Here is a 19,800-nt window from a genome sequence, read left to right on the forward strand (position 1 = left end):
TTAAATTAACAGCAAGAGTAATTGAATTTAGCGATTCAGATCCTTTAAATAAACATCTTTTTTCCTTAACGTGCATTACTGCTAACATTTAAGGCTCTAGAAAGGAGGTGTTCCAGCCGCACCTTCCGGTACGGCTACCTTGTTACGACTTAGCCCTAGTTACCAGTTTTACCCTAGGCAGCTCCTTGCGGTCACCGACTTCAGGCACCCCCAGCTTCCATGGCTTGACGGGCGGTGTGTACAAGGCCCGGGAACGTATTCACCGGATCATGGCTGATATCCGATTACTAGCGATTCCAGCTTCACGGAGTCGAGTTGCAGACTCCGATCCGAACTGTGACCGGTTTTATAGATTCGCTCCTGGTCGCCCAGTGGCTGCTCTCTGTACCGGCCATTGTAGCACGTGTGTAGCCCAAGGCGTAAGGGCCGTGATGATTTGACGTCATCCCCACCTTCCTCACAGTTTGCACTGGCAGTCTTGTTAGAGTTCCCGACATGACTCGCTGGCAACTAACAACAGGGGTTGCGCTCGTTATAGGACTTAACCTGACACCTCACGGCACGAGCTGACGACAACCATGCAGCACCTTGTAAATTGTCTTGCGAAAGATCTGTTTCCAAACCGGTCAATCTACATTTAAGCCTTGGTAAGGTTCCTCGCGTATCATCGAATTAAACCACATGCTCCACCGCTTGTGCGGGCCCCCGTCAATTCCTTTGAGTTTCATTCTTGCGAACGTACTCCCCAGGTGGGATACTTATCACTTTCGCTTAGCCACTGAAATTGCTTCCAACAGCTAGTATCCATCGTTTACGGCGTGGACTACCAGGGTATCTAATCCTGTTCGCTACCCACGCTTTCGTCCATCAGCGTCAATCCATTAGTAGTAACCTGCCTTCGCAATTGGTATTCCATGTAATCTCTAAGCATTTCACCGCTACACTACATATTCTAGTTACTTCCTAATAATTCAAGTTTAGCAGTATCAATGGCCGTTCCACCGTTGAGCGATGGGCTTTCACCACTGACTTACTAAACCGCCTACGGACCCTTTAAACCCAATGATTCCGGATAACGCTTGGATCCTCCGTATTACCGCGGCTGCTGGCACGGAGTTAGCCGATCCTTATTCTTACGATACCGTCAAGCTCCGACACGTCGGAGTGTTTCTTCTCGTATAAAAGCAGTTTACAATCCATAGGACCGTCATCCTGCACGCGGCATGGCTGGATCAGGCTTGCGCCCATTGTCCAATATTCCTCACTGCTGCCTCCCGTAGGAGTCTGGTCCGTGTCTCAGTACCAGTGTGGGGGATCTCCCTCTCAGGACCCCTACCCATCGTAGCCTTGGTAAGCCGTTACCTTACCAACTAGCTAATGGGACGCATGCTCATCTTTTACCGTTGTGACTTTAATAGTGATCTCATGCGAGATTGCTATGCTATGAGGTATTAATCCAAATTTCTCTGGGCTATCCCTCTGTAAAAGGTAGATTGCATACGCGTTACGCACCCGTGCGCCGGTCTCTAGTTCCGAAGAACTATACCCCTCGACTTGCATGTGTTAAGCCTGCCGCTAGCGTTCATCCTGAGCCAGGATCAAACTCTTCATCGTATATTTTTATATTATATTGCGATGTCGTCTCTATCGGTTCTTTGCGAATCTCTCGATTCCATTACTCTTATTCTTTTGTTTTAACATCTCTGTTAAAACGGCTGTCAATTCAATATGTCTACGAACGTGTCTTCTTGTGTTTGGCTTGTGTTTCAAAGCGGGTGCAAAAGTAGAAAACTTATTTCTAAATGGCAAGAGTTTTTTGAAGTTTTTTTTAGAAAATTTCTTTTCAACTTTACTTCTTTCTCCTTCCAATCTTTCAATGAGCTTCCCGTGTTTTGCGGGGTGCAAATGTAATATCCGCTTTCCATTCTCGCAAGCTTTTTTGAATTTTTATTTGAAAATTTCTTTTCGTTTTGATTCTCTTTCTTGCCAGTATTTCGGTGAACGTCTGTCGCTGTTGCGGGTGCAAAAGTAGTCACTTTATTCGCTTTCACAAGCTTTTTAGGGAAGTATTTTTGATGTTTTTGAAAACTTTTTGTTAACACTCTGATAACACCTCTTTTAGAAATTAATCTATTTTTGATTTTGAAAGGTTTTTCTTTAAACAATTTCATTTATCATAATTCTACCAGTCAATATCACGTGAATTTTACAGCTTTTCCAGCTTCACACAGTATTTATTACCAAATTTTCAAGCATAGTATAGCAACATCCTTATCACCTACCGTCACTTTACCCACTCCAGCAACAATCAAAACACATTTCAAAGCAAAAACCGCAATAAAACCTATAAACCTGCCTAGCCAGCATCTCTACCTTATAAACAAGAAACAATACCATACTATATAAGGACTCAAAAATCAAGAATACCAATCCACACCATTACTACATATATATTATAGTATAAACATGTATTTATATATTGTGTGTATTTCCGTAATGCGTTATATTTGCATTCACAAAATTATAAACAATGATTAAGATTACTTTACCCGACGGGTCAATTAGAGAGTTTGCTTCAGGCGTAACTCCGATGGAGGTTGCGAAAAGCATTAGTGAAGGATTTGCAAGAAACGTGATTTCGGCATCTTTTAATGGTACAACAATTGAAACCGAAACTCCATTGACGACCGACGGTAGTCTTACTTTATATACCTGGAATGATGCTGAAGGAAAAAAAGCTTTCTGGCATTCAACTTCACACGTAATGGCACAAGCCCTTGAAGAATTGTACCCTGGAATTAAACTAACTCTGGGACCTGCAATTGCGAACGGTTTCTATTATGATGTTGACTTTGAAGATCAAAAGATTTCTGACGCTGATTTTAAAAAGATCGAAGATCGTGTTCTTGAGATTTCAAGAGGAAAACACGAATTTAAAATGCGTCCCGTTAGTAAAGCTGATGCTTTAGAGATGTACAAAGACAACGTTTACAAAACGGAATTGATTTCGAATCTTGAAGACGGAACAATTACATTTTGCGATCACGCTACTTTTACTGATTTATGCCGTGGTGGACATATTCCGAATACCGGAATCATCAAAGCAATGAAAGTGATGAGTGTTGCCGGTGCTTACTGGAGAGGTGATGAGAAAAACAAACAGCTTACTCGTGTTTACGGAACTTCTTTCCCTAAACAAAAGGATCTGACTGAATATCTTGAACTTTTAGAAGAAGCAAAACGTCGTGATCACCGTAAATTAGGTAAAGAACTTGAACTGTTCGCTTTCTCTCAGAAAGTTGGACAAGGTTTGCCATTATGGTTACCAAAAGGTGCTGCCCTTAGAGATCGTTTAGAACAATTTTTAAAGAGAGCTCAAAAGAAAGCAGGTTACGAACAAGTTGTTACTCCACATATTGGACAAAAAGAACTTTATGTTACTTCTGGTCACTATGCAAAATATGGCGCTGATAGTTTTCAGCCGATACACACTCCTGCTGAGGGTGAAGAGTTTTTATTGAAACCAATGAACTGTCCTCACCACTGTGAAATCTACAATGTAAGACCATGGTCGTACAAAGATTTACCGAAGCGTTACGCAGAATTTGGTACTGTATACAGATACGAGCAATCGGGTGAATTACACGGACTGACTCGCGTAAGAGGATTTACTCAGGATGATGCCCATATTTTTTGTACTCCGGAACAATTGGATGAAGAATTCAAAAAAGTAATCGACCTGGTACTTTATGTATTTGGTTCATTAGGTTTTGAAAACTTTACTGCTCAGATTTCATTAAGAGATCAGGAAAACAGAGAGAAATATATCGGTACTGATGAAAACTGGGAGAAAGCCGAAAATGCGATTATCAACGCAGCAGCCGACAAAGGACTGAATACAGTTGTAGAATACGGTGAAGCTGCTTTCTACGGCCCAAAGCTTGACTTTATGGTTAAAGACGCTTTAGGAAGACAATGGCAATTAGGAACTATTCAGGTAGATTACAACCTACCGGAGCGTTTTGAATTAACCTACAAAGGCGCAGATAATGAATTACACCGTCCGGTTATGATTCACAGAGCTCCTTTTGGATCAATGGAACGTTTTATCGCAATTTTACTAGAACACACTGCAGGAAATTTCCCACTTTGGCTAATGCCGGAGCAAGCTATAATCTTGTCTTTGAGCGAGAAATACGAAATATATGCTAAAAAAGTTTTAGATTTGCTAGAAAATCACGAAATTCGCGCCCTAATTGACAACCGAAACGAAACTATCGGTAAGAAAATTAGAGATGCTGAGATGCAGAAAACTCCATTTATGCTGATTGTTGGTGAGGAAGAGGAGAAAAACGGAACTGTTTCTATCCGTCGTCACGGGCAAGAAGGAAAAGGCAATATTACAGTTACAATTGATGAATTTGTCGCAATTGTAAACGAAGAAATAAAAAAGACATTAAAAGTTTTTACAGTTTAACTTAAATTATAAAGTCATAGCAATAAGAAGCAACAGAGGTTACCAACCTCGAGTAGAAAAAAAGGATGCCCACAGAATAAACAATAACATTCGTGGCGTACAAGAAGTAAGATTAGTAGGCGAAAACATCGAACCAGGTGTATTTAAGCTTGCTGAAGCTTTACGATTAGCGGATCAATTTGAACTGGATTTAGTTGAGATTTCGCCAAATGCTGAACCACCGGTTTGCAAAATCATGGATTACAAGAAATTCGTTTACGAACAAAAGAAACGTGATAAGGTGTTAAAAGCTAAGTCTACGCAGGTTGTCGTAAAAGAGATTCGATTTGGTCCTCAAACGGATGAGCATGATTACGAATTTAAAAGAAAGAATGCTGAGAAGTTCCTTAAAGAAGGAGCGAAATTAAAAGCATTCGTATTCTTCAAAGGACGTTCTATCATCTATAAAGATCAGGGTCAGATTTTATTATTACGTTTGGCAACGGATCTGGAAGAGCACGGTAAAGTTGAAGCAATGCCTGTTTTGGAAGGAAAGAGAATGATTATGTTCATTGCTCCGAAAAAGAAAAAATAAATTATTTGCAATAAGCAATAAGCAATAGGCTTTAAGCAAAAGTTTGATAAAACTTATGCTTAAAGCCTAGAGCCTAAAGCCTAATGCTTTTTGAAGATATAAGTAAGTAAGAATAAATTAAAACACTAGGAAAAATGCCTAAAATGAAAACAAAATCTAGCGCCAAGAAACGTTTTAAAGTTACTGGTTCTGGAAAGATTAAAAGAAAGCATGCTTTTAAAAGTCACATCTTGACTAAAAAATCTAAAAAACGTAAATTAGCTTTGACACACTCAGCGCTAGTTCACTCAACAGATATGAAAAGCATCAAACAACAATTAAGAATTATCTAATAATTCTTTAGGTTAAAAAATTATTTATATAACCTTGGAGTATGGCTTTTAAGTTCCTTTGATTCAATTCAGGACGCCTGCTACAAAAACACATTAAAATTATGCCAAGATCGGTAAATTCAGTTGCTAAAAGAGCAAGAAGAAAAAAAATAATGAAGCAAGCCAAAGGTTTCTTTGGTAGACGTAAAAACGTTTGGACAGTTGCTAAGAATGCGGTAGAGAAAGCGATGAGCTACGCTTACCGTGACAGAAAACAGAATAAAAGAAATTTCCGTGCTTTATGGATTCAACGTATCAACGCTGGAGCTAGATTAGAAGGAATGTCTTATTCTCAATTCATGGGGAAAGTAAAAGCTAACGGAATCGAATTGAACCGTAAAGTTCTTGCAGATTTAGCGATGAACCACCCTGAAGCTTTCAAAGCAATACTTAATAAAGTAAAATAAACGTTTTATAAACTCAATTTAGATTACTTACTTATCATAGAAAAACCATCTCGTTTAAACGGGATGGTTTTTTGCTTTATAGAGGTTTTTCAAATTCTAATTTTTAAAACTACATTTGTATAAAACCTATAAAAATGTATACCGCACTTTTTACTCATATCGAAAAGTTTGTCACACTCGAAGCTTCTGAAGTTGCTCTCTTAGAAACTGCCTTAAGTTTAGCGACCATTAAAAAGAAAGACCATGTACTACGAGAAGGTCAAGTTTGCAATACCTTGTATTTTATCGTAAAAGGATGCATGCGCCAATACATCATTAATTCAAAAGGCACAGAACAAACCCTTCAATTCGGAATTGAAAACTGGTGGATTACAGATTATCTGAGCTATCACAACCATGTCCCTTCTCATTTTTATATTCAGGCTGTAGAGAATTCTGAAGTTATTGCCTTAGAAAAATCTGTGCTGGAATCGATACTCATTCAAGTTCCGAAATTGGAACGTTACTTTCGTATTGTCTCACAGAAGTCTTTTGGAGCAGCACAAATGCGCATTAAATTCCTGTTCACCATGTCGGCAGAAGAAAGATACCATCACTTTAATGATCTGAATCCGGAGTTTGTTCAGCGCGTTCCACAATACATGCTTGCCTCCTACCTTGATTTTTCAGCTGAATTTATGAGCAAAATCAGAGCAGGGAAAGTTTAATTATAAGCAACTAAGGTTCTCAGGTACTAAGATACTAAGGCACTAAGCTTCTTTTGGTTTTTAGAGTATCAAAAAAAATAAATCCTGTCCTTTTATATACATCGTTAGCGAACTCAGGACCGTAGTATCTCAACAACTCAATACTTTTCTTGAAGTAGTTCAAGTTTTTCAAAGCAGATATCCATGATCTTTGTATCAAACTTTTAAAAACACTTCAAATGAAACCAAGAATCCCTATCCCAACAGCAGCTCCTCAGGCTTACCAAGCATTACTAAACTTAGAAAAATACATTTCGACTACTTCACTCACGCCTGTACACAAAGAGTTGATTAAAATTCGTGCTTCGCAAATAAACGGATGTGCACATTGCATTAACATGCATACTGTTGACGCACGCAAACACGGTATCTCTGAACAACGCATTTACCTGTTAAGCGCCTGGCGTGATACTGATATTTATACGGAGGAAGAAAAAGCCATTTTGGCCCTAACGGAAGAAGTGACACTCATTAGCCATCACGTTTCGGATGCGACTTATCAAAATGCCGCAAGTTTATTTGATGATCAATATCTTGCCGAAATTATTCTGGCAATCATTACGATTAACTCCTGGAACAGAATCGCTATCACTACGGGATTGAGAGTTTCTTAATCAATTTCCGAAGAAATTAACCCACTAATACAGACAAAGCTTTATTTTATAAAAGCCTTGTCTGTTTTTTCTTAAAATAACCTCCCAAAATAAAAAATAAAAATTAAATAAAAACAGGTATTTATACGCTTTTTTAAGAACTATAATTCTTTACTTTTGGCTCATGATACCTTACAGAATGCGGACTTTCCTTTATATTATCTTTACTTTTTTATTTCTTTTTTCCTGTCAGAAAAAGACTTCGAATAACCCGAAATCAAAAAATACAAAAGCTGAAGTTAACCAAACGATCGTTACTGCCAATCGCTTTTATGAACGCAAAGAATTTGACAGCGCATTTTTTTACTACAACAAACTAAAATTTCTCTGTGACCCTGTAACAGATTCCGAAAACTATTTTAATTCTATCAACCGCATGGCAGAGATCCAGCAAGATCATGCCGATTATGCGGGCAGCGAGAATACGATCAAAGAAGGACTACCCCATCTCAAACATGTAAAGAAACAATCGCAAATATGGAGTACGTACGTTATTTTAAGCATCAATTACTTAAACACCTACGACTATAAAAATGCCCTGTTATACAATCAGAAAGCCCTACGGTTAAAAACAGAAGAGTGGAGAAAGCTAGCGGCCAAAAACAACATCGCAGTGATCTTAATGGAGGAAAAAAAGTACTATGAGGCGCTCCAGATTTTTCTGTCTTTAGTAACGAAGAAGGAAGTTGCAGACAATGATGAATTTCAGGGAAAAGCATTAGACAATATTGGCTTTTGTTATTTTAAAATAAATGACTTAGACGAGGCCTTATCCTATTTCAAAAAAAGCCTCGAGATAAGACAAAAGCAAAATAATTCTTTTGACTTAGGAAAAAGCTATCAGCATTTTGCTAAGTTTTACGAAGAAAGCAATCCTGTACTAGCCAAAAAATATATGCTTTTGAGCTATGAGAAATTTAGTCGTATCAATACTATCGACGAACGTCTGTCAACACTAAAACTTATCATCAAAAACAGCTCCGATCGGGAATTAAAAAAATACTCTATTATTTACGTGAATCTGATTGACAGTGTTTTTGAAGCGAGACAAAAGGCCAAAAATCAATATGCCAAAATCAAATACGACTCCAAAAAAGAAAAGAATGAAAATTTAAGACTCAAAACGCATAAAGTAGAAAACGAAACACAGTTGGAAAGACAACGCAACAGAAATATCATCTCGTATATTATTATTGCTTTTTGTTTGAGTTTAGTCACAGTGCTCTATTTTTATCTGACTTCAAAAGGAAATAAAGACAAAATAAAAGCTTCTTATCAAAGCGAAACACGCATTGCCAAAAAACTACACGACGAACTGGCGAATGACATTTATCACACGATGGCTTTTGCCGAAAACAAAAATCTTTCTATCGCAGAGAATAAAGAACAATTATTGAATAATCTCGAAGCGATATATTCGCGAACACAGGACATCTCTAAAGAGAACAACCCAACGATAACTTCAGAGAATTATGTTCTTAACTTAAAAAAAATGATCGCAGGATTCAATACTCCTGGCACCAATGTTTTATTAAATGGTGTAGAAACGATTGACTGGGACGAAATTCAAAAAACCAAAAAGACCACCGTTTACAGAATAGTACAGGAATTATTGGTCAATATGAACAAACACAGCGCAGCCACTCTTGTTACAATCACTTTTAAAAAAACAGACAAAACGGTAATGATTAGCTATACTGACAACGGAAAAGGAATTGATCTTAATACGATCCAGTTTAAAAATGGCCTTTATAATGTCGAGAGCAGAATTTTGGCTATAAAAGGAGAAATTCATATTGATTCGGCAACAGAAAAAGGTTTTAAAGTGGCCCTAAAATTCCCATTGCGATAATGAAAATCTCTTCTTTCCTAAAAAATAAAATCTTCTTACGATCTGTTTTCGTATTACTGCTCCTGGGATTAGTCGCTGTGGCCTTTTCATATCCATTTCGAAAAACCGAAACGAAGAAAATACGAATCGAAAATAAAGAAAGAACTGCCGCCATTAAAAAAAATATTGATCAGGGCGATAAACTATTCGACAAAGGAGCTTATGCCGATTCTTATTTTTATTATAAAAAAGCCACTCAGCTTTGCAAACCGATAGACCATTATGCCGATGACTATGTTTACTCCTATTTGTCTATTGCCAATCTGCAACAAAATATGAGTAATTATATTGCATGTGAAGAATCCATTGCGATGGTTTTGCCGCATCTTAAAAAAACAAGTAAGCCCAAGTTTACGTACAACACCTATACCCTCTTGGCTTACAATTATTATTTTACCTATGACGATGACAACGCCTTATTCTATCATAAAAAAGCATTAAAACTAGCTACTTCTCCTTATAAAAAGGCGGTAATTTTATGTGACATATCCAACATTTATCTCAATCAAAAGAAATACAAAAAAGTGATTGATATACTCGAGCCTTTAGCCAAAAGAAAAATCAAACATGAAACGGACTCCATAAAAACAGCCAATGCATACGCCATTTTACTGGAAAATCTGGGATACTGTTACTATGAAGTTGGTGATCCACGCGCTTTGGACTGTCTTAAAAAAAGCTCGGCCATAAAACTTAAGCTGAATGAAGATTATGAATTGGTAAGTTCTTATAATAATCTTGCCTTGTATTATTCCAAAACAAATCCTGCGCTGTCAAAACTGTACGCGGAAAAGGAGTACCAGTCGGCCTGCAAAGCAAATTCGGCTACATTCAAAGCCAACTCATTGTCGTCTTTAATTACAAAATCGGAAGGAAAAGAATTAAAAAAATACGCTTTGTCCTATATCAAAATAATAGACAGCCTAACGATTGCCCGAAGAAAAGCCAAAAATCAATTTTCGACCATAAAATACAGTTCCAATCAGAATAAAGAAGAAAACCTTCAGCTAAAAGCCCAAAAAGCTGAAAATGAACTACAATTAGAAAGGCAAAAAAAACGAAATATTGTTTCCTACATTGTTATGTTTTCTACTACAATGATCAGTTTATTGGTATTTGTTCATCTACTTTCTAAAAGCAGAAAAGAAAAAAACGATGCTATTCTTCAAAGTGAAATCCGAATCTCTAAAAAACTTCACGATGAATTGGCACAAGATGTTTATCAAACCTTAAAATTTTCAGCACATACCGATTTAAAACAAGAAGAAAACAAAGACCAGCTTTTGAACAGCCTCAATGCTATTTATGCTAAAGCCCGAAATATCTCTAAAGAAAACAGCTCGATTGTAACCGATGAAAATTACAGCACCGTTTTAAAAGAAATGATTTCCGGTTTTAAAACACCCGATTTAAATATTATTCTGAATGGTTTCGATCAGATTTCCTGGAATGAAATAGAAAAAGGTAAGAAGATTATACTTTACAGAATCCTTCAGGAGCTATTTGGAAACATGAAAAAGCACAGCGAGGCGACCTTAGTCAGCCTGAATTTTAAAGATATTGAAAAAAAAATAACGATTAATTACAGCGATAACGGGGTCGGAGCCTATAACAGATCATTAATTTTAAAAAATGGACTACAAAATGTGGAAAGCCGTATTAAAACCATAAATGGAAATATTATTTTTGACTCCAATTCTAAAACAGGTTTTAAATTAAGTTTCAATTTCCCCAAATAAACAAAGTAATATGTTCAAAAAAGTTTTAGTTGCCGAAGATTTAGACAGTATAAGTATTGCCGTAATTCAAGCACTTGAAGAACTACAGGTTCCCACAATCGATCATGTCAAATATTGTGATGATGGATTAATTAAAATAAAAAAGGCCCTAAAAGATAACGAACCCTACGATTTGTTAATCACTGACTTATCGTTCAAAAAAGACCATCGTAAAATTAGTCTGAATGGTGGTGAAGAGCTGATTGAAGCGGCCAATGAAGTTCAGCCCGGATTAAAAAAAATAGTTTTCTCGATTGAAGATAAGTCCTATCGCATCAAATCGCTTTTTTTTGATTTAGGGATTAGTGCTTATGTATCAAAAGGACGAAATAGTATTGCCGAATTAAGAAAAGCCATTGAAGGCACTTTTAGAAATGAAGAAAGAATACTTTCTTCCGATTTGTCTTTCAATTTTAACGAAAAAGTACTGTTTGAAATCGAATCTTATGACATTTCGATCTTAAAACTCCTGGCGCAAGGTTACATTTTAGAAAATATATCAAACGAATTTAAGGCTACTTCTATTACTCCAAACGGTACCAGCAGTATTGAAAAACGCATCAATAAATTGAAAATTTACTTTAAAGCCAACAACAATGTGCACTTAATTGCCATTGCAAAAGACTTTGGGTTGATTTAAATTTTAATTGCTTTTACGGTTTCCCGTAAGGAAATGGTTTTTAATACTTCTATTTTTGTATGAATCTATTAGTCAACTAATGAAAATCAAACACAAAAATAGTTTTAAAAGAAATTTTCTGCAGGTTTTTGTTTCGAAGATTAATACAACCAAAAACAGAATCATAATGAAAACAATGTTACTTTGTCTTTTTTTGTCCTTAAGTTTTGCTTTCGTTTCTGAAAAAACAGGATGGCTGGAAGTAGACTGGAAAATTATTTTTATACCCGCACTACTTGTTTTGCAAATCATAATAATTGGTACTGCTTTAAAAAACAGGTATAAAAAACATTAAACTCAAACGTACTGATACTAAAAATTTCAATGAGAATCTGTCAAAGAATGATTCTCATTGAAATTAAAAATAGTATTTCCCCTCTCCATAGTCGGAATTTGAAATGCTTATATTTGAATATTTAAATACAGCATGAAATCTATCTTAAGTTTTACTCTCCTCCTTTTTTCAGTTCTCACCTACTCACAAACTAAAATCCTGTCCTGGAATATAGAGAACTTAGGAAAATCTAAATCCGAATCCGAATTAAATTTCATTGCAAACACTGTTCTTGCATATGATATTATTGCTATTCAGGAAGTCGTGGCAGGCTACGGCGGTTCACAGGCTGTTGCAAAACTTGCTGCCATTTTAAACAATAAAGGAACAAAATGGGATTATACGATAAGCAATCCAACAAGCGGGACGAGTTATAAAACAGAACGTTATGCTTTTATCTGGAAAACCAGCAAAGTAAAACTGAAAGGAAATGCCTGGCTGGAAAAAAAATACCATTTAGAAATCGATCGCGAACCTTATTTCGGAACTTTTGAAATCAATAAAAAGACGGTTACATTGGTTAATTTTCATGCTATTACTAAATCGAAGCAACCTGAAACCGAAATCAAGTATTTTAAACACCTTCCGGAAGAATACTCTAATCTAAATCTGGTGTTTATTGGAGATTTCAATTGCCCGCAATCACATTCTGTGTTTACGCCCTTGAAAAAAATGGGGTACAACTCCAGTTTGCAGAATCAAAAAACGACTCTGAAACAAAAATGCAAAGAAACCGTTTGTCTGGCATCAGAATTTGATAATATTTTTTACCGCAAAAACTCGCTAACCTATATCAATTCGGGTATTGTTTCGTTTTATAAAAAATTCAATTCGCTACAGGAAGCCCGTAAAATATCCGATCACATTCCAATCTGGATTGAGTTTTCACTGAATTAAACTAGGTTTTAAGCTTTTTCTTTCTTGCAGCAGGAAACAAAACATTGTTTAGAATCAATCGATAACCCGGTGAATTAGGATGTAAATCTAAAACGGTAGGAGGATCTCCAACCTGATGCTGAAAATCTTCGGGGTCATGGCCTCCAAAAAAAGTAAACATCCCTTTTCCTTTTTCGCCATGAATGTATCTCGATTCTCCATTCAGCTCGCAAGTCCCCATTATCAACACATTCGATTTTATTAAATCAGTATCAAATGAAGTGGTTTGTCCCATAAATCCTTTTACTAACTGGGTATGGTTCTGGCATAACATACTCGGAATCGGGTCCCATTTTGCAGAAAACTCCATTAGAGAAAAATAATCTTTCTCCATAGGAATTTTACGTTTTGACGTCATGTCAATATCTGAGAATTCATATACCTCCGGTCTTCGTTCTAAGGTAAAATCTTTAAAGGCAAACGAATTTCCGTAGTTTAATTTTGATTGGTAATTGGATTCGCTGGCATCACCATCAAACATAGCTTCGCAAATATCTACTCCATCTGCCGAAAGTGCAATATCAAAACTATCCGTGGCAGAACACATTGCAAACATGAATCCACCTCCAATTACAAAGTCTCTAATTTTTTTTGCAACCGCTCCTTTTTCCTGAGAAACTTTAGGATAGCCTAATTTTGCTGCCAAAGCTTCGGCATCCTTTTTTTGCTCAATGTACCAGGGTGTGTTTTTATAAGCAGAGTAAAACTTACCATATTGTCCGGTAAAATCTTCGTGGTGCAAATGCAGCCAATCGTAAAGAAGCAGCTGATCGCTTAAAACTTCTTCATCATAAATGGGTGTAAAGGGAATTTCGGCATAGGTTAAAACTAAGGTTACCGCATCATCCCAAGGCTGTTTCCCTTTGGGCGTGTACACGGCAATTTTAGGAGCTTTTTCTAAAATAACCGATTCCATATTTTGTGACGGGCTCGAAATATCATTGAGTATAGAAGCTTCTTCAGCATCCGAAAGTATTTCAAAACTCACGCCTCTGATTTTACATTCTTTGCGAATTTCGTCGGCATCCGGAAGCAAAAATGAGCCTCCGCGATAATTTAAGAGCCAACTCGCTTTATAGTCTCTGCTTAAACACCAATAGGTAATTCCGTATGCTTTCAGATGATTCTGTTGAGTGGTTTCGTCCATCGGAAGTAAGATAAACGAGGCCTTTGCTGTAAATGAAAGTAGCAATATGAAACTATAAAGTAAGCACTTCTTCATTAGAATTTTATTTTAGTAAAGATATAAAGGAACCTTTGAAAAACACAACAGTTGTTTCGGTTTTATAAGTATCCAAATGTTAAAAAATACTTGCAAAAATATTATGCATGTTGTGTAAAATCACGTAGAAACACCTATTTCACAGAAGTACATTATTCTTACATTTGCTCTCCCCCCGGTCGTCAAAATAATCAATGAAAAAGAAAAAGGCATGAAGCTTAATGATGGTAATAAACAACCAAAGGGATTGAATATGATACAAAAAATAGGAATTGTTGTACTAGTGTTAATTATAGTTTTGTATTATGCCCTGTCAATACATTATTTAACAAGCTAATTAATTTATAGTGTTAAAACAGCAATTTCATTCTGAATCGCATAGACTACTAAACCGGCAATATTCTTAGATTCAGTTTTAAGGAGTAAGTTGTTGCGGTGCCCTTCTACGGTTCTGGGACTCAAATAAAGATGATCAGCAATTTCTGAAGTTGTTTTCTGCTGGCAGATCAACTGAAGAATCTCTATTTCACGCTGTGAAAGAAAACCTGTTTCCAAATTCCCTTTTGAGGTCTTGCTGGAGATAATGGTTTCCTGAATGGTTTGCAGAACGCTTTCGTTATAATAAAAACCTTTTTTGGCAACCTGATTGATGGTATGAATTAAATCTTTTGGAGTAGTATTTTTGATTAAATAAGCCACTGCTCCCACCTGAATCATATTGGCAATAAATGATTTGGTATCATAACTGGTCAGCGCGATAATTTTAATTTCCGGAAATGACTTCCGGATAATTTTTGTAGCCTCGACACCATTCAAAATTGGCATCTTCAAATCCATAATAATAATGTCAGGTTTGATGACACTGTTATTTAAGTTCGTCAGAAGTTCTTCTCCATTAGATGCCTCAAAGATAATATCGATATTATCCTCTCTTTGCAATAAAAAAGAAATTCCTTTACGGAATAAAACTTCGTCATCGACTAAAGCAATTTTAATAGCGGCACTCATTTGATTTTTGTTTTTGGTCGTTTGGTAAGCCGAAATTACAAAATATGAAGCGAAAAAAAGTACTACAACCGCAATATCTTAAGTAAAAACCCTATTTATTACCATATTTTAACCTAAAAAGTAAAAACTACGCTAATACCCTTGTCAATTTCCGAATGAATTTCGATATTTCCCTTCAAAAATGAAATACGGCTATCGATGTTTTTCATCCCTAATCCTTTCTGATTTTCGGAATTCTCGGTATCAAAACCAATTCCGTTATCTTTATAATAACAGGTCTGAATTTCATCTTCCATCTTAAAATCAACCCAAATTTCAGTTGCTTTTCCGTGACGCAAAGAATTGTTCATTAGTTCCTGTAAAATTCGGAAAACATGCAAATGACGATCAATATCTTTAGGATCAAATTCAATTTCATTGTGGTAATGTACTTTTACCTTCTTGCTGCTTTCAAACTCATCACAAAGTTCCCGGACACCGGCATTCAAACCAAATTTTTCAAAAACAGGAGGTAATAAGTTATGTGCAATTTTTCGGGAGTTCTCGAGTGCTTTTGCGGTAAGACTTATAATGGTCCCCGTAATCTCACTGATTTCTGCTTCGGTTAAGTTTGGAGATGAGAGTATATGTGAATTTAAGGATACAATATTCAGTTTAGAGCTGATATCGTCATGTAAATCCTGTGCAATTCGCTTTCGTTCTTCTTCCTGAGTCACAATAACGGCATGTACTTGTTCTTTACGGTATTGAATTTCCAGATCTCTTTTTTCTACTTCTTTCTGAATAATTTTCTTTCTGGAAAAATAAAAAAACGCAATTAAAAAAAAGGCTACAACCATAAAGAAACATGATGTGTAGAGAATGATAGCCACTATCTCTTTTTCGTAAACCGGGATTCCACTCATAGCTCGTTATTTATTTTCTTTTTCGGGTTAAAACTTACTTTCCACTCATATAAAATAAAAAGATAATATAACAATACGAAGAAAGCATTGAGTCTCCATGTAAAATATTTCAGGTCATCGCTTAATCCGAGGGTAAGGTTGCCTACTATAAAAAGGACAGTACTTACCAGTAAATAAGACGATAATCCAACAGTAAAATAATAATACTGCCTGTCGTCTGTTAACATATTATAGAAATGCAATAAAGCATACACAACACTTAATAAAGAAGTTGCTGTAATGACAAACAAGTTAAATTTAAAAAATTGATCCGGCTTGATTAAACACTGAACCACCAGAATCAATAACATCAAGGTCAGGCTCCAGTTTACAAATACTTTTTGCCTTTTAATTCCTAAAATCGATTTATAAAACAGTCCTAATAAAACCATTTGCCCTATAAAATAGACATTTACAAGGAACAAGTTTTCAATTTGAAAACGATACAGCAGCTCCATAGTGAATTGATTAACAAACAAAAACACCACATAAGCGGTTAAGAAAACATTAGCTTTTCCCCGGAGGGAAAAGCTATATGTATATAAAATCAGGTTCAGTAAGAGGACGAAATAACCTGAAAATATTAGAAAATTATCCATTAATTATTGGTTCATTGGACTATTTGGATCGGTGTATGGCGGACACGGACGAGATGCATCGTAAAGAACATCTTCTCCTTCACCTTCCCCTGCAGTTCTTGCACCGGTTAAGGATTGCTGTTGTTTGAAAACATCAACATAAATACCTGTTTTTGGATCTCTTTTTGTACCAACAAGCATTAAGTTTTGCTCTCCGGCATTATTGATCCCTACGTAAGCACGTACGGCATCAATATCCTGGTCCATTACCAGTTTCAGGCTTTCGATCGGGATGAGGTAAGCATCCACTTTTTCTCTGCCATCTATTTTGGCCTTTCGAAATTTCCGGGCCCATTCCTGACCAACAGCTAAACTGACTTCAACTGATCCTAAGTTTTTTTCTTCTGACATAATTTAAATTTGTTTTTGGGTTAAAATTTAATTTAGAACTGCTTTGCGCAATTGTTTGGCTAAACTACAGAATTTTCTAGGAAAAGTATTAATATTTAAGCATAAAAAAAGCCTCAAAATGAGGCTAAATTGTTTTATTAAAACGGGACATCGCTGTCGTCTTCGTCGTCGTTTAAGTTACTGCCAAAAGCTTCATTGGCCGAAGGCAGGCTTTTGGTTATAAAAGGACTATCGTCATGATTCATTTTAGACGGTAAATCATCGTAACCTCCTGAAAAATCATCCAGGTTGTCAAACTTTCCAAGGTGTCCTAAGAATTTTAATCGGATGTTTTCAATACCACCATTACGGTGTTTCGCGATCATAATCTCGGCCTGACCTGCAGTAGGTGAAGCCTCGTCATCATCCCATTCTTCAATTTTATAGTATTCCGGACGGTATAAAAACGAAACAATATCAGCATCCTGCTCAATCGCCCCCGATTCACGAAGATCCGAAAGAAGTGGACGCTTACTTGATCCACGGGTCTCTACCGCACGTGATAGCTGTGAAAGTGCAATTACCGGTACATTTAGCTCTTTTGCCAAAGCTTTTAAGTTTCGGGAAATAGTAGAGATTTCCTGCTCACGATTTCCTCCTCCTTTATTATTTCCTCCGGCAGTCATCAACTGCAAATAGTCAATAATGATAATTTTAATTCCGTGCTGTGAAGCCAAACGACGGCATTTTGCTCTTAAGTCAAAAATAGAAAGCGAAGGTGTATCATCAATAAACAAAGGTGCTTTTTCCAAATCTTTTACTTTGGTACTCAACATTTCCCATTCGTGAGGTTCTAATTTACCGGTACGAAGTTTTTCTGATGACAATCCTGTTTCTGACGAAATTAACCTTGTAATCAACTGAACGGATGCCATCTCCAGAGAGAACAAAGCCACCCCATGTCCATACTGAATGGCAATATTTCTCGCCATTGAAAGTACGAAGGCCGTTTTTCCCATCGCAGGTCTCGCCGCGATAATAATTAAATCACTAGGCTGCCATCCCGAAGTCAGTTTATCCAGATTATGAAAACCGGTTTCAACACCACTTAATCCTTCCTTTTTGGCAATCTCTTCAATTTTCTTTTTAGCCTGAAGTACTAAACTCTGGGCTGTTTCCGAACTACGCTTGATATTTCCCTGCGTTACTTCGTACAATTTCGATTCGGCCTGATCCAGCAAATCAAATACATCGGCTGTTTCATCGTAAGATGCTTCGATGATTTCAGACGAAATTCGGATCAAACTTCTCTGAATGAATTTCTGAAGAATAATACGAGAGTGAAATTCGATATGCGCCGAAGAGGCAATTTTTTGAGTCAGCTGAATTAAATAAAAATCTCCTCCTGCTAATTCTAATTTCCCATTCTTCTTCAACTGAGAAGAAACGGTCAACAAATCGATTGGCTGTGTTTCGGTAAAAAGCTGCACGATCGCTTCAAAAATAAATTTATGTGCATCTTTATAAAAAGCATCAGCCTGCAAAATATCAATTACATCATCAACCCCCTTTTTATCAATCATCATCGCCCCAAGAACAGCTTCTTCTAATTCAAGCACCTGCGGAGGAAGCTTCCCTTTTTCTAAGCTAATAATTGTGGTTTTATCTACCTTTACAGGATTTACATTCTTGAAATTTTCCATATAGCGAAAGTAGCAAAATTTAAAAAAAAATTACTATCGAGTTATAACTATTAATTGTTTATAAATATGTTTTTTTGTTCATAACCAAAAAAAAATCCGAAACTGTAAGGCTTCGGATTCTAATTCGTTTTGTAAGAATTTACTCTTTATACTCCCCCATCTTACTGTATTTGTCCATTCTTTGGGCAATCAGATCATGTGTTGATAAGTCTTTCAATTCATTATATCCTTTAGTGATGTACTCGGCTACTGTTTTAAAAGTAGTTTCGCGGTCATAGTGTGCTCCGCCTAATGGTTCCGGGATTACATCATCCACTAATTTTTGTTTTTTCATATCCGATGAAGTCAATTTTAAAGCATCGGCAGCACGTTCTTTGTACTCCCAGCTTTTCCATAAAATTGAAGAACAAGATTCCGGAGAAATTACAGAATACCAGGTATTTTCTAACATGTATACTTTATCTCCAACACCAATTCCTAATGCTCCTCCCGAAGCTCCTTCACCTACAATGATGGTGATGATAGGTACTTGCAAACGAACCATTTCAAAAATGTTTCTCGCGATTGCCTCTCCCTGTCCTCTTTCTTCAGCTTCAAGTCCTGGGTATGCTCCCGGAGTATCTACTAAAGTTAAAACCGGAATTCCGAACTTCTCTGCCATTTTCATCAAACGCAAAGCTTTACGGTATCCTTCAGGATTCGCCATACCAAAATTACGGTACTGACGTGTTTTGGTATTAAAACCTTTTTGCTGACCTACGATCATAAACGACTGACCGTTTATTTTTCCTAATCCGCCCACCATCGCTTTATCGTCTTTAAAGCTTCTGTCTCCATGAAGTTCTAAAAAAGTATCTCCGCAAATTGCTTTGATATAATCTAAAGTGTAAGGTCTATTTGGATGTCTTGACAGCTGAACACGTTGCCAGGCTGTAAGATTTTTGTATATTTCTTTCTTAGTTTGTTCTAATTTCTTGTTGATTTCCTTGCAGGTTGGTGTTACATCAACATCAGATTCTTTTCCAATTATAACACACTTTTCTAACTGTTCTTCAAGTTCTTTTATTGGAAGCTCAAAATCTAAATATTCCATGGATTTTTGAATTTTG

Annotated in this window: 18 protein-coding genes and 1 rRNA gene; 10 read left to right on the forward strand and 9 right to left on the reverse strand. The window is 36.5% G+C overall.

Features of this window, described 5'->3' with window-relative positions; translation table 11 throughout:
• Positions 1 to 100: 100 nt before the first annotated feature.
• Positions 101 to 1,614, reverse strand: a 16S ribosomal RNA gene (locus OLM61_RS03225).
• Positions 1,615 to 1,766: 152 nt separating this feature from the next.
• Positions 1,767 to 2,171 (reverse strand): hypothetical protein, encoded by a 405-nt coding sequence (locus tag OLM61_RS03230; protein WP_264525075.1) that lies wholly within the window; start codon positions 2,169 to 2,171, stop codon positions 1,767 to 1,769.
• Between the two features lie 359 nt (positions 2,172 to 2,530).
• Here OLM61_RS03230 and thrS point away from each other — a divergent pair, with 359 nt between their 5' ends.
• From thrS to OLM61_RS03280, 10 genes are all read left to right on the forward strand, one after another.
• Positions 2,531 to 4,477: a threonine--tRNA ligase gene (gene thrS / locus OLM61_RS03235; RefSeq protein WP_264525076.1), complete on the forward strand. Its 1,947-nt coding sequence runs from the start codon at positions 2,531 to 2,533 to the stop codon at positions 4,475 to 4,477.
• A gap of 22 nt (positions 4,478 to 4,499) precedes the next feature.
• A complete protein-coding gene (infC, locus tag OLM61_RS03240) occupies positions 4,500 to 5,051 on the forward strand; it encodes a translation initiation factor IF-3 (protein WP_072974136.1) in 552 nt (183 codons plus the stop codon).
• Positions 5,052 to 5,185: 134 nt separating this feature from the next.
• Positions 5,186 to 5,383 (forward strand): 50S ribosomal protein L35, encoded by a 198-nt coding sequence (gene rpmI, locus OLM61_RS03245; protein ID WP_007810722.1) that lies wholly within the window; start codon positions 5,186 to 5,188, stop codon positions 5,381 to 5,383.
• 101 nt (positions 5,384 to 5,484) lie between these two features.
• Positions 5,485 to 5,829 (forward strand): 50S ribosomal protein L20, encoded by a 345-nt coding sequence (gene rplT / locus OLM61_RS03250; protein WP_017498429.1) that lies wholly within the window; start codon positions 5,485 to 5,487, stop codon positions 5,827 to 5,829.
• Positions 5,830 to 5,963: 134 nt separating this feature from the next.
• Positions 5,964 to 6,536: a Crp/Fnr family transcriptional regulator gene (locus tag OLM61_RS03255; protein ID WP_264525077.1), complete on the forward strand. Its 573-nt coding sequence runs from the start codon at positions 5,964 to 5,966 to the stop codon at positions 6,534 to 6,536.
• 218 nt (positions 6,537 to 6,754) lie between these two features.
• A complete protein-coding gene (locus OLM61_RS03260; RefSeq protein ID WP_264525078.1) occupies positions 6,755 to 7,189 on the forward strand; it encodes a carboxymuconolactone decarboxylase family protein in 435 nt (144 codons plus the stop codon).
• A gap of 163 nt (positions 7,190 to 7,352) precedes the next feature.
• Positions 7,353 to 9,080, forward strand: coding sequence for a tetratricopeptide repeat protein (locus OLM61_RS03265; RefSeq protein ID WP_264525079.1), 1,728 nt, complete (start codon positions 7,353 to 7,355; stop codon positions 9,078 to 9,080).
• Positions 9,080 to 10,858: a tetratricopeptide repeat-containing sensor histidine kinase gene (locus tag OLM61_RS03270; RefSeq protein ID WP_264525080.1), complete on the forward strand. Its 1,779-nt coding sequence runs from the start codon at positions 9,080 to 9,082 to the stop codon at positions 10,856 to 10,858. The genes OLM61_RS03265 and OLM61_RS03270 overlap by 1 nt, the downstream gene beginning before the upstream one ends.
• A gap of 10 nt (positions 10,859 to 10,868) precedes the next feature.
• A complete protein-coding gene (locus tag OLM61_RS03275; RefSeq protein WP_264525081.1) occupies positions 10,869 to 11,537 on the forward strand; it encodes a response regulator in 669 nt (222 codons plus the stop codon).
• A gap of 466 nt (positions 11,538 to 12,003) precedes the next feature.
• Positions 12,004 to 12,807, forward strand: a complete 804-nt coding sequence (locus tag OLM61_RS03280; RefSeq protein ID WP_264525082.1) for an endonuclease/exonuclease/phosphatase family protein — start codon at positions 12,004 to 12,006, stop codon at positions 12,805 to 12,807.
• A 1-nt stretch (position 12,808) separates the two neighbouring features.
• Here the strand turns inward: OLM61_RS03280 and OLM61_RS03285 are convergent, their stop codons facing one another.
• From OLM61_RS03285 to OLM61_RS03315, 7 genes are all read right to left on the reverse strand, one after another.
• Positions 12,809 to 14,068 (reverse strand): asparagine synthetase B, encoded by a 1,260-nt coding sequence (locus OLM61_RS03285; RefSeq protein ID WP_264525083.1) that lies wholly within the window; start codon positions 14,066 to 14,068, stop codon positions 12,809 to 12,811.
• Positions 14,069 to 14,410: 342 nt separating this feature from the next.
• Positions 14,411 to 15,076, reverse strand: a complete 666-nt coding sequence (locus OLM61_RS03290) for a response regulator transcription factor (RefSeq protein ID WP_264525084.1) — start codon at positions 15,074 to 15,076, stop codon at positions 14,411 to 14,413.
• A gap of 113 nt (positions 15,077 to 15,189) precedes the next feature.
• Entirely contained in the window at positions 15,190 to 15,981 is a 792-nt protein-coding gene (locus tag OLM61_RS03295) for a sensor histidine kinase (RefSeq protein WP_264525085.1), read from the reverse strand.
• Complete coding sequence (locus tag OLM61_RS03300) at positions 15,978 to 16,478, reverse strand: hypothetical protein (RefSeq protein ID WP_264525086.1); 501 nt, start codon at positions 16,476 to 16,478, stop codon at positions 15,978 to 15,980. Before OLM61_RS03300 ends, OLM61_RS03295 begins: the two co-directional genes overlap by 4 nt.
• A gap of 144 nt (positions 16,479 to 16,622) precedes the next feature.
• Complete coding sequence (locus OLM61_RS03305; protein ID WP_264525087.1) at positions 16,623 to 17,009, reverse strand: hypothetical protein; 387 nt, start codon at positions 17,007 to 17,009, stop codon at positions 16,623 to 16,625.
• Positions 17,010 to 17,146: 137 nt separating this feature from the next.
• On the reverse strand, positions 17,147 to 18,691 hold the full coding sequence (dnaB, locus tag OLM61_RS03310) for a replicative DNA helicase (RefSeq protein WP_264525088.1): 1,545 nt from the start codon (positions 18,689 to 18,691) through the stop codon (positions 17,147 to 17,149).
• 139 nt (positions 18,692 to 18,830) lie between these two features.
• The gene (locus OLM61_RS03315; protein ID WP_264525089.1) at positions 18,831 to 19,784 is read right to left on the reverse strand and encodes an acetyl-CoA carboxylase carboxyltransferase subunit alpha; all 954 of its coding nucleotides are present in this window, start codon (positions 19,782 to 19,784) and stop codon (positions 18,831 to 18,833) included.
• Positions 19,785 to 19,800 lie beyond the last annotated feature (16 nt).

The organism is Flavobacterium sp. N502536 (assembly GCF_025947345.1).
Lineage (GTDB): Bacteria > Bacteroidota > Bacteroidia > Flavobacteriales > Flavobacteriaceae > Flavobacterium.

Coding starts and splice junctions, on each gene's coding strand:
- OLM61_RS03305 (WP_264525087.1), bottom strand. CDS start 17,009: ATGTCAGAAGAAAAAAACTTAGGATCAGTTGAAGTCAGTTTAGCTGTT.
- thrS (WP_264525076.1), top strand. CDS start 2,531: ATGATTAAGATTACTTTACCCGACGGGTCAATTAGAGAGTTTGCTTCA.
- dnaB (WP_264525088.1), bottom strand. CDS start 18,691: ATGGAAAATTTCAAGAATGTAAATCCTGTAAAGGTAGATAAAACCACA.
- OLM61_RS03295 (WP_264525085.1), bottom strand. CDS start 15,981: ATGAGTGGAATCCCGGTTTACGAAAAAGAGATAGTGGCTATCATTCTC.
- OLM61_RS03315 (WP_264525089.1), bottom strand. CDS start 19,784: ATGGAATATTTAGATTTTGAGCTTCCAATAAAAGAACTTGAAGAACAG.
- OLM61_RS03290 (WP_264525084.1), bottom strand. CDS start 15,076: ATGAGTGCCGCTATTAAAATTGCTTTAGTCGATGACGAAGTTTTATTC.
- rpmI (WP_007810722.1), top strand. CDS start 5,186: ATGCCTAAAATGAAAACAAAATCTAGCGCCAAGAAACGTTTTAAAGTT.
- OLM61_RS03280 (WP_264525082.1), top strand. CDS start 12,004: ATGAAATCTATCTTAAGTTTTACTCTCCTCCTTTTTTCAGTTCTCACC.
- OLM61_RS03285 (WP_264525083.1), bottom strand. CDS start 14,068: ATGAAGAAGTGCTTACTTTATAGTTTCATATTGCTACTTTCATTTACA.
- OLM61_RS03230 (WP_264525075.1), bottom strand. CDS start 2,171: ATGAAATTGTTTAAAGAAAAACCTTTCAAAATCAAAAATAGATTAATT.
- OLM61_RS03265 (WP_264525079.1), top strand. CDS start 7,353: ATGATACCTTACAGAATGCGGACTTTCCTTTATATTATCTTTACTTTT.
- OLM61_RS03270 (WP_264525080.1), top strand. CDS start 9,080: ATGAAAATCTCTTCTTTCCTAAAAAATAAAATCTTCTTACGATCTGTT.
- OLM61_RS03275 (WP_264525081.1), top strand. CDS start 10,869: ATGTTCAAAAAAGTTTTAGTTGCCGAAGATTTAGACAGTATAAGTATT.
- OLM61_RS03300 (WP_264525086.1), bottom strand. CDS start 16,478: ATGGAGCTGCTGTATCGTTTTCAAATTGAAAACTTGTTCCTTGTAAAT.
- rplT (WP_017498429.1), top strand. CDS start 5,485: ATGCCAAGATCGGTAAATTCAGTTGCTAAAAGAGCAAGAAGAAAAAAA.
- OLM61_RS03260 (WP_264525078.1), top strand. CDS start 6,755: ATGAAACCAAGAATCCCTATCCCAACAGCAGCTCCTCAGGCTTACCAA.
- OLM61_RS03255 (WP_264525077.1), top strand. CDS start 5,964: ATGTATACCGCACTTTTTACTCATATCGAAAAGTTTGTCACACTCGAA.